This window comes from Streptomyces sp. HSS9-12, assembly GCF_054963655.1.
Map to the genome: position 1 here is coordinate 83,898 of NZ_JBUEGC010000028.1, position 9,331 is coordinate 93,228.

7 protein-coding genes are annotated in these 9,331 nt (G+C 69.4%); 6 read left to right on the forward strand and 1 reads right to left on the reverse strand.

The window, feature by feature from the left end; all coding sequences use genetic code 11:
• Positions 1 to 37 precede the first annotated feature (37 nt).
• The 4 genes from gmd to ACY34J_RS16935 all read left to right on the forward strand — a co-directional run bounded on the left by gmd (position 38) and on the right by ACY34J_RS16935 (position 4,883).
• The gene (gmd, locus tag ACY34J_RS16920; protein ID WP_462727330.1) at positions 38 to 1,051 is read left to right on the forward strand and encodes a GDP-mannose 4,6-dehydratase; all 1,014 of its coding nucleotides are present in this window, start codon (positions 38 to 40) and stop codon (positions 1,049 to 1,051) included.
• Positions 1,052 to 1,276: 225 nt separating this feature from the next.
• On the forward strand, positions 1,277 to 3,505 hold the full coding sequence (locus ACY34J_RS16925) for a LamG domain-containing protein (RefSeq protein ID WP_462727331.1): 2,229 nt from the start codon (positions 1,277 to 1,279) through the stop codon (positions 3,503 to 3,505).
• The gene (locus ACY34J_RS16930; protein ID WP_462727332.1) at positions 3,502 to 3,993 is read left to right on the forward strand and encodes a hypothetical protein; all 492 of its coding nucleotides are present in this window, start codon (positions 3,502 to 3,504) and stop codon (positions 3,991 to 3,993) included. The genes ACY34J_RS16925 and ACY34J_RS16930 overlap by 4 nt, the downstream gene beginning before the upstream one ends.
• Positions 3,990 to 4,883 (forward strand): glycosyltransferase family 2 protein, encoded by an 894-nt coding sequence (locus tag ACY34J_RS16935; RefSeq protein ID WP_462727333.1) that lies wholly within the window; start codon positions 3,990 to 3,992, stop codon positions 4,881 to 4,883. The genes ACY34J_RS16930 and ACY34J_RS16935 overlap by 4 nt, the downstream gene beginning before the upstream one ends.
• A 108-nt stretch (positions 4,884 to 4,991) precedes the next feature.
• Here the strand turns inward: ACY34J_RS16935 and ACY34J_RS16940 are convergent, their stop codons facing one another.
• A complete protein-coding gene (locus ACY34J_RS16940) occupies positions 4,992 to 6,149 on the reverse strand; it encodes a glycosyltransferase (RefSeq protein ID WP_462727334.1) in 1,158 nt (385 codons plus the stop codon).
• 148 nt (positions 6,150 to 6,297) lie between these two features.
• Here ACY34J_RS16940 and ACY34J_RS16945 point away from each other — a divergent pair, with 148 nt between their 5' ends.
• Positions 6,298 to 7,854 carry a hypothetical protein gene (locus ACY34J_RS16945; RefSeq protein WP_462727335.1) on the forward strand — a complete coding sequence of 519 codons (1,557 nt, stop codon included), beginning with the start codon at positions 6,298 to 6,300 and terminating at the stop codon, positions 7,852 to 7,854.
• A 255-nt stretch (positions 7,855 to 8,109) separates the two neighbouring features.
• Positions 8,110 to 9,331, forward strand: a 1,222-nt coding sequence (locus ACY34J_RS16950) for a helix-turn-helix domain-containing protein (protein ID WP_462727336.1), incomplete at its 3' end; no start/stop codon positions are given.

Below are 9,331 nucleotides of genomic sequence, written 5' to 3' on the forward strand. Positions count from 1 at the left end.
CCGGGCTCTACGGCCCTGTACCGAGGGGGGACACCGCATGGGCAAGAGTGCTCTCATCACTGGCGTGACCGGCCAGGACGGCTCGTATCTCGCCGAGCTGCTGCTGTCGAAGGGCTATACGGTGCACGGCCTGGTGCGCCGGTCGTCGTCGTTCAACACCGAGCGGATCGACCACATCTACCAGGGTCCGCAGGAGCCTGGCCGCACCCTGGTGCTGCACCACGCCGACCTCTCCGACGGGGTGGCGCTGGTCAATCTGCTGCGCGACCTGCAGCCCGACGAGGTCTACAACCTCGGCGCGCAGTCCCACGTCCGCGTGTCCTTCGACGCCCCGCTCTACACCGGCGACGTCACGGGCATGGGCTCGCTGCGGCTTCTGGAGGCCATCCGGGCCAGTGGCATCAACACCCGCATCTATCAGGCGTCGTCCTCGGAGATGTTCGGCTCGACACCGCCTCCGCAGAACGAGAAGACGCCCTTCCACCCGCGCAGCCCGTACGGCTGCGCCAAGGTCTTCGGCTACTGGGCGACGGTCAACTACCGCGAGGCGTATGACCTGTTCGCCGTCAACGGGATCCTCTTCAACCATGAGTCACCCCGGCGCGGCGAGACCTTCGTGACCCGCAAGATCACCCGGGCCGTGGCCCGGATCAAGGCCGGCCTGCAGGACCGCCTCTATCTGGGCAACCTCGACGCCGTACGGGACTGGGGCTATGCCCCGGAGTACGTCGAGGCGATGTGGCGGATGCTCCAGCGCGACAAACCCGACGACTACGTGGTGGCCACCGGCGAGGCCGGGACCGTACGGCAGTTCCTGGAGGCGGCCTTCAGCGCCGTCGGCCTGGACTGGACCGAATATGTGCGTTTCGACCCCAAGTACCAGCGCCCGTCGGAGGTCGACGCGCTCATCGGGGACGCCTCCAAGGCGGAGTCACTGCTCGGCTGGAAGCCACAGGTGAGGTGGCGCGAGCTTGCCCAGATCATGGTGGAAGCAGATGCATCGAGACTGGAAGCGGAATTGACCGGAACAGCCGTGCGTATCGACAGATGAAATGTTAACTCGCAAACTAACGCCATTATTTCGGCAAGTAGGTTACGGGCACATGTGCTGCCGCCTAACCTGCGTTTCACAAGGCGGCTGATGGAGTCGCCCGCGAACTGCCGCAGCGGCGCACCGGCGTCGACGTACCCCCCGAAGGCTCGGAGAGCGCGTCGACGCCGGGTCCAGGCGCCCTGGAGGCAAGCGAACCGGAACATGCACGAGCCAGGGGGGCACATGCGCACAGTGGGGGTCTACACGGCTGTCATGTCGATGGCAGCCGCATCGCTGATCGGGGCGGGGGTGGTGTCGGCGCCGACGGCGGCCGCACTCACCCCACCCGTCGGGATCACGGCCGACAAGCTGCCGACGTGGCAGACCAATGGAATCGTCTGGGCGATGGCCCAGGCAGACGGGGTGGTGTTCGCGGGGGGCACGTTCTCGACCGTCCGGCCGCCGGGAGCGGCCTCCGGCACCAGTGAGCAGTCGGCGGTGAACTTCGTCGCGCTGAGCGCCGCGACGGGCACGCCGACCTCGTGCAAGCTGTCGTTCACCATCGGCTCGGGCACCGCGACCGTACGGGCGCTGGCGGTCTCCCCGGACCGTAAGACGCTGTACGCGGGCGGGCGGTTCGGCGCGGTCAACGGCGTCGGGGTGAGCAATGTGACCGCGATCGACATCGCGTCCTGTACGCCGAAGTCGTCCTTCAAGGTGGCCGCGAGCGCGACCGTACGGGCCCTGGCCGCCACCGACGACACCGTCTACCTCGGTGGGGACTTCACCACCCTGGAGGGGCAGAGCCGCTCCTACTTCGGCGCGGTCAGCACCGCCGGCGACCTGAAGCCGTGGTCCGCGGACGCCGACGAGCCGGGCCGCGCCATCGAGGTCACCCCGGACAAGGCCCACGTCCTGCTCGGCGGGGACTTCATGCGCGTACGGGGGGCAGACTCCCACGCCCTGGCCGTCGTCGATGCCACGAGCGGCGCGCTGACCAAGACCTATCCGCTGGGCTTCATCGAGGCCACGTCGGTGGTCAAGGACATCACCACGGACGGGACCAGCTTCTTCACGGGCAACGAGGGCACCGGCGGCGGGGTCTTCGACGGCCGGATCGCGCTGAGCCTGAGCGACTTCAACCAGCGCTGGCGCGACACCTGCCTGGGCGCCACCCAGGCGGTGACGGTCTACAAGACCGTCCTGTACTCCGGATCGCACGCCCACGACTGCAGCAGCATGGGCGAGTTCCCCAACCAGACGCGCAAGCATCTGCTGGCGGAGTCGGTCGACGACCCGACCCTGCTCGGCTGGTTCCCGGACACCAACGACGGTCTGGGCGAGCAGATCGGCCCGCGGGTGATGACGACTTCGTCTTCCGGCGGCACCGACTACCTCTGGGTCGGCGGCGAGTTCACCACGGTGGGCGGCGCCGGGCAGCAGGGGCTGACCCGCTTCGCGAGCGGCCCGGACACCGGCGCGCCGTCCGTGCCGCTGGTCAACGTCTCCAGCATCAAGCCGGGTGAGGTGAAGGTGCGCTGGCAGTCCAGCCTGGACCTGGACGACAGCAGGCTGACCTACCGGGTGTACAAGGACGGTGCCACCACGCCGGTCCACACCGTCACCGGCTCCTCGCTGCCGTGGGTGCGGCCGCAGGTCACCTTCACCGACACCGACGTCGCCGCGGGCTCGACCCACAGCTACCGGGTCAGCGTGAGCGACGGCACCAACACCAGCGCCAAGTCCGCCGCCCAGTCGGTGACCGTGGCGACGGCGGCCGAGGCGTACCCGACGCGAGTGATCGCCGACGGCGCGAATCTGTACTGGCGGTACGACGAGGCTTCCGGCCAGTTCGCCGCGGACGCCTCCGGTACGGACAACAGCGGCGTCAACCGCAACGCGCCCACCTACCGGGTCACCCCGCCCGCGGTGCCCGGCCCGAGCACGGCCATCGGCTACAACGGCACCGACGAGTACGCCTTCAGCGACCGCAAGCACAGCCGCCCGTCGTCGTACACCATCGAGACCTGGTTCAAGACGACGACCACGCGGGGCGGGAAGCTCGTCGGCTTCGGTGACCGCACGCTGCAGCCCAGCAGCAGGAACGACAAGCACCTGTACATGACCAACGACGGCCGCGTGGTCTTCGGCGTCTACACCGGCGTCAACCGCACCATCTACAGCGGCTCGGGCCTCAACAACGGCCGGTGGCACCATGTCGTTGCCACCCAGGGCTCCGGCGGGATGCGGCTGTACGTGGACGGCGTCCTGAAGGCGAGCAATGTGCTGGTCACCACCAGCCAGAGCTACGACGGCTACTGGCACGTGGGCGGCGACACCCTCTCCGCCACATGGCTGCTCAGCCCGACGAGCGACTACTTCGCCGGGCAGATCGACGAGACCGCGATCTACCCGACCGTGCTGTCGGCGTCACAGGTCTCCGCGCACTACGCGCTCAGGAACCCCGCGTGACCCGCGACCACCGGTCCGCCGTCGCCGTCGCCGCGCTGGTCGCGGCGGCGGCGACGCTGCTGACCGGGTGCGGGGGCGGCGGCCAGAGCCGGGGGGCGGACTCGGACGCGGCGGCGAAGTCCACGGCATCCGCGCCCGCTCCCGGGAAACCGGACGCGTCGCCTGCTCCGGACCGCCCGGAACCCTCACGGACGCCCACCGGCCCCAAGGTGCCGGGGGCCGAACTCACCCCGGCCACCGGCTCGTTCACCAAGAAGCAGAAGGCGTATCTGAGCGGCCGCGTGCCCAAGGGCACGGATCCGGCGGCCATGTTGCAGATCGGCCAGGAGACCTGCGACCGGATCACGCGGACCGCCAAGCTGGACCGCCAGGCCGTGATCAGCGCCATCCGCTCCGGCGAGATCGCAGGCGCGGAGGCGGCCGTCACTCATCTGTGCCCGGAGCACCAACCCCTGCTGGATGCGGCGGAGAAGGGAAGCCCGCGGTGAAGAAACTGCCCATAGTCGTGGCGATACCGACCAAGAACGAAGCCGAGAACATCGCCCGGACCGTCAGGTCGGTCATCGACCACTTCGAGGCGGTGGTCGTCGTCGACTCCGACAGCACCGACGACACCTGCAAGATCGCGGCTGAGCTGGGCGCGGAGGTCGTGCCGTACCAGTGGGACGGCACGTATCCGAAGAAGAAGCAGTGGTGCCTGGACCACGTCCGCCCCGAGACGCCCTGGCTGCTCTTCCTCGACGGCGACGAGACGCCGAGCCTTGCTCTGTTGGAGGAGCTGCGCTACGTCTTCTCCCGCCCGGTCAAGGTGGCGGCCTTTGACATCCCGCTGGGCTACTGGTTCGCCGGCAAGCGGCTGCGGCACGGCTACACGATCGTCAAGCGGGCATTGCTGGACCGTACGCGCTGCCACTTCCCCGTCCTCGGGGACCTGGACGCACCGGGCATGGGCGAGCAGGAGGGCCACTACCAGCCCATCGCCCCGTCGGTGTGGCGGCTGAACTCGCCGATCGAGCACGAGGACCTGGATCCGGTGCGGACCTGGTTCGAGCGCCACAACCGGTACTCGGACTGGGAGGCGTGGCTGGAGCAGCACCCGGAGGTCAGGGAGGAGATCCGGCTGGCCAAGACCCGGCAGGGGCAGCTCTTCCACAAGGCGCCGTTCAAACCGTTGGTGTCCTTCGCCTACGCCTACCTCTACAAGCGAGGGTTCCTGGACGGGCGGGCCGGGTTCGACTACGCGCTCGCGATGAGTTTCTACCGCTGGCAGATCGGCCTGAAGGCACGTGAGGGGCAGCGGGCACGGGCAGAGCGGAAGGCACGCGTTCCCGCACAGCTGAGGAAACGCGCGCGGGCGCGGGTGGATTCGCGCGCATAGCCGCGCGATTTCACGTCCGGTACCGCGTGGGGGCGCGGTGGTCATGCCTGATCGGCAGGACCACCGCGGCCCCCGTCGCCACCCGCCGCAGTACCGCTGTACGAGGTGTCACCGGCCGTGGCGGCCGATGGCACCCTCGTACGCGTCCTGGAGCGTGTCGACGACCTTGTCGATGGCGAACTGGTCGCGGATCAGCCGCCATGCCGCGTCGGAGGCCTCCTCGTTGGCAGCCGGGTCCAGCAGCTCCAGGATGGCCTGGCCCACCAGCGGGCCGTTGTCGGCGTCGGGGCGGCTGTCGATGACCCGGCCTGCGCCCGCGGCCTCGACGTCCGGGGACAGACCGCCGGTCTTCGTCACCACGACCGGCAGGCCCACGGACATGGCCTCCAGGACGGAGACCGCGAACGGCTCGACCACGGACGGCAGTACATACACATCCGCCCTGCGCAGCTGCTCCAGCACCTCGGCATGCCCCAGCGCGCCCACGTATTCGACGGCGTGGCCGACGCCCAGGCTGCGGGCGAGGTCCAGCATCGGCCCGGCGAGCGCGCCGGTGTCCGGCCCGGCGAGGACGAAGCGGGCGTCCGGGTGCTTGCCGAGGACGGTGGGGATCGCGGAGATGAAGTCCTCAGGCCGCTTACGGGCCTGTACGCGGGCGCAGTACAGAACCGTCGGCGGGCGGCTGCCGTCGTAGGCGGGCCTGCGGTCCTGCGGCTGAACGCCATTGACCAGCCGACGCGTCCGGGTCAGCCGGGCCGGCGCGACGACGGCCTCCACGTCGTCGCGCTCCCTCTCGGTCAGATGCAGGATCGCGTCGGCGCCACGCAGTACGCGCCGCAGCCCGAGTACGTCCACCAGCTTCGCGACGGGCTTCTCGGTCGGGTCGATCATGCCGTGGGTCTGCAGGACCAGCGGCCGCCCGCACCGCAGGGCGATGAGCGCGAACGGCAGCGTGATCAGGTCGCGCATCAGGTGGACGTGGACGACATCGGCGGCCATCACCAGCCGGCGGGCCCGGGCCAGCAGCGCCGGTGACGTGATCCCGCTGACCTCGAACTGCGGCAGCACATGCCGCGCCTGGAACACAAACGCCGGCACGCCCTCGACGGATGTGGGCAACGGGCCGTCGAATCCATCCCCCAGCGTGACGATCCGGGCGTCCACCCCACGGGCCCGCAGGCCCTTGGACAGGTTCAAGGCCACCCGAGTGGGGCCCCCGAAGTCATTGGTCGGAGTGTGCAGCGTGACGACATGCAGAACCTTCACCGAAAATTCCTCCCCCCGATGCTCCCCAGCATCATCGGGTCAGCGTATCGGCGGGGGCGGGGCGGCGCGGGCGAATCGTCCGATGTGCCGCTCTCCAGCCCCCGGGCCTGCCTAGACTGCTCGCTGGGGGCAGGGGAGGCGGGGGACCATGGCAGTTGACGTACGGACCAGCAGCGCGGCAGGGCAGGACCCTCCCCCTGAGGGCACTCCCCCAGCCAAGCTCGAGGTTTCTTCCGCCGGCAGATGGCCCCACACCCTCCGCCCGGTCTCCCCGCGCGCGGTCCTCTCCCGCGCCCTGGCCGTGCCGCTCGTCCTGGGCCTGGTCTTCTTCCTGCCGGTGCTGGTGGCCGTACGGCCGGGTCCAGGAATCCGGGACGAGGCGTACTGGCTGCAACTGGTCCTGACCGGCTATGCCGGGGCCCGGCTCGCGGCCATGACGCTCACCGCGCGGCGCCGCCTGATCCAGGGCTCGTTCTGGCTGTTCGTGTACGTGGCGATGGGCGTGGCCCCGCTCGCCCAGGCAGTGCTCGGGCAGACCCCGACTCCGGTCGTCGGCAGCCGGTCCGACCTCGTCCTGGCGATAACCCTGACCCTGTGCGGCTGTGTGGCGTTCGACGTGGGCGTCCTGCTGGCCCGCCACCGCCCGATGCTCCGCGGCCCTGCTTCCCGAGGTGCCTCGAAGCGGCGTACGGCGTCCGTCAGCCGTCGCCGTCTGTACCTCCTGGTGGCCCTGGCATACCTGGCGAGCGCCCTGTTCGTGGTCAAGCTGGGCGGCCCGGCGGTGTTCTTCAGCAGCCGGCAGGAGATCAGCGAGGGCATCCGGAACAGTGGGGTCGCGAGCGCCGACTCCCATGTCGGGTCGGCGTTCCTGCGCGGCTTCGGGACCGTTCCGGCGCTGCTGGCCTTTCTGTTCCTCACCCGCTGGCTGGTGACCTCGCGCCATGCCCGGCGCCGCCCGGGGGTGCTGCTGGTGTGGACGGGCCTGCTCGGGGTGAACGTGCTCGTCAACAACCCGATCTCCAACCCGCGTTACTGGTTCCTGACCGTCCTGTTCGCGATCGTGTTCACGGCCTTCCCGAAGAGCCCGGTGATGTACCGGGCCGCGCTGGCCATGGGGGTCGTCGCCGCGCTGCTCCTCTTCCCCTTCATGGACCGGTTCCGCTACGACGAGAGCGGACACCGGCCGGTCGAGTCCTCCTCGGCCTTCGAGCCGCTGGTGCGCAAGGACTACGACCAGATCGGCATGTTCGCCAACACCATCACCTACGTCGACTCCGGCAAGGGCCACGCATACGGGCGCCAACTCGCCGCGTCGACGTTCTTCTTCGTGCCCCGGTCGGTCTGGCACGGCAAGCCGCTGGACTCCGGGGTGCAGGTCGGCCAGTGGATGGGCATGAGCAACACCAACCTCTCCTCGCCGCTGTGGGCCGAACTGTGGCTGGACTTCGGCCCGGTGGGCATGACGGCCGGCTTCCTGGGTCTGGGGTACCTCTCCGCCCGCGGCGACCGCCGCTACAGCCTCCGTACGGTCGACAATCCGCGGCCCGGGAACGTACCGGCCATCGTCATCCCGGTGATCGCCGGCTACTCCTTCATCCTCCTGCGCGGCCCACTGCTCCAGGCATCGGGCCGTATCGGTATAGCGCTGGTATGCCTGGCGCTGGTCACGACCTTCCGCTCGGACGAACGGAAGCTGCTGCGGTAGCCGGCGGTCAGCGGATGATCGAAGCCCATCCAGAGGTCGCCTTGCGTGGGCGGCGTCCATCATAGAAGCCCGGCCGCCAAGACGGTCGCCTGAGAGGCTGGATGGAGTAGGCGGCAGGCACTACCACCTGTAGGCGTCCCCACAGTCCCGTCTGGCCTTGGTCGGCTTGGTCGAAGTGGGTAAGAGAGGGCGCAGGAGATGCAACCGCGCCTACTCTGACTCAGAGGGCCAAAACGTCGTGTCCAGGAGCGAGACATGAGCGAGACACCAGCAGAGATGACGACCGGTGAGCGCATCCGTTATCACCGCGAGCGACGCGGCATGTCTCGCCCGGTTCTGGCCGGACTGGTCGGCCGGTCGGACGTGTGGCTGAAGAAGGTGGAGCGTGGGGAGCGTGAGCTGACGTCCCTGCCGATGCTGGCTCGGCTCGCTCAGGCGCTTCGCCTCGGTGACCTGGCAGCCCTCACGGGCGTGGAGACCTCTGTTCCCATGTCCGACATTGGCAAGCTGTCCCACCCGTCTGTGCCGGCCCTTCGGGACACCATCCATGCGGGTATGTTCCGGCAGCCTATTGCCCAGCCGGAGAGCCTGGACGTGCTCCAGGGGAGGGTTCACCAGGCGTGGGTGACGTGGCACAGCTCCGGCCACCAGCGAACGGAGGTCGGGGCCATGCTCCCGGACCTGCTCTCGGCCGTTCACGCGGCTTCTCGCAGGACTGAGGGGGCCGAGCGGCGGCGCGTATACGCGGTCATGGCGGAGGCGTACGCCCTGGCCCAACAGTTCGCGGCGCACACCACGGAACCGGAGCTGTACTGGATCGTGGTTGACCGGGCGCGCATGGCGTGCGAGGGATCAGACGATCCCGTGTTGTTGGCGTTCTCCGCGTGGGTCACGGCCAACGGTCTGCGTAATCAGGGCCACACGGAGGAAGCCCTACAGCTCTTGTCTGAGGCGGCGGACAGTCTCCGGCTGAGCCTGGACGACGGGCCCGATCGGCTTCGCGCGACCTTCGGAGCCCTGTGCCTTGGCGCGGCCGTCACGGCTGCCCAGGAAGGCCGGGACGGGGACGCGTGGCACTGGCACGACCAGGCGGAACGGGCCGCCCGACTCCTGCCGGACGGGTACGCGCACCCCTGGACCTCCTTCGGCGTGGGAAACGTGGCTGTTCACGCGGTGACTATCGGTGTTGACCTTCGGACGCCGGGAGCGGCCCTCCGGCGGGCGGCGGACACCGCTCCGGAGTCAATCCCGTCCGTAGAACGCCGGTCCCGGCTGCTGGTGGACTCGGCCCGGTCCGAGTACGCCAGGAAAGAGCACGCGGGTTCGCTGCACTACCTCCGCGAGGCGTTTGAGGTCTCCCCGGAAGCCGTACGGTTCGTCCCGTCGGCCCGGCGTCTGGCGGCGGACCTGGCCCTCCACTCTCCGGTGTCACTCCGTGAATCGGCGCGGGAACTGGCGGATGCCGTAGGCGTGGCTG

Excerpts from the sequence above, each read along its gene's own strand:
- gmd (WP_462727330.1), top strand. The coding sequence starts at position 38 with ATGGGCAAGAGTGCTCTCATCACTGGCGTGACCGGCCAGGACGGCTCG.
- ACY34J_RS16925 (WP_462727331.1), top strand. The coding sequence starts at position 1,277 with ATGCGCACAGTGGGGGTCTACACGGCTGTCATGTCGATGGCAGCCGCA.
- ACY34J_RS16945 (WP_462727335.1), top strand. The coding sequence starts at position 6,298 with ATGGCAGTTGACGTACGGACCAGCAGCGCGGCAGGGCAGGACCCTCCC.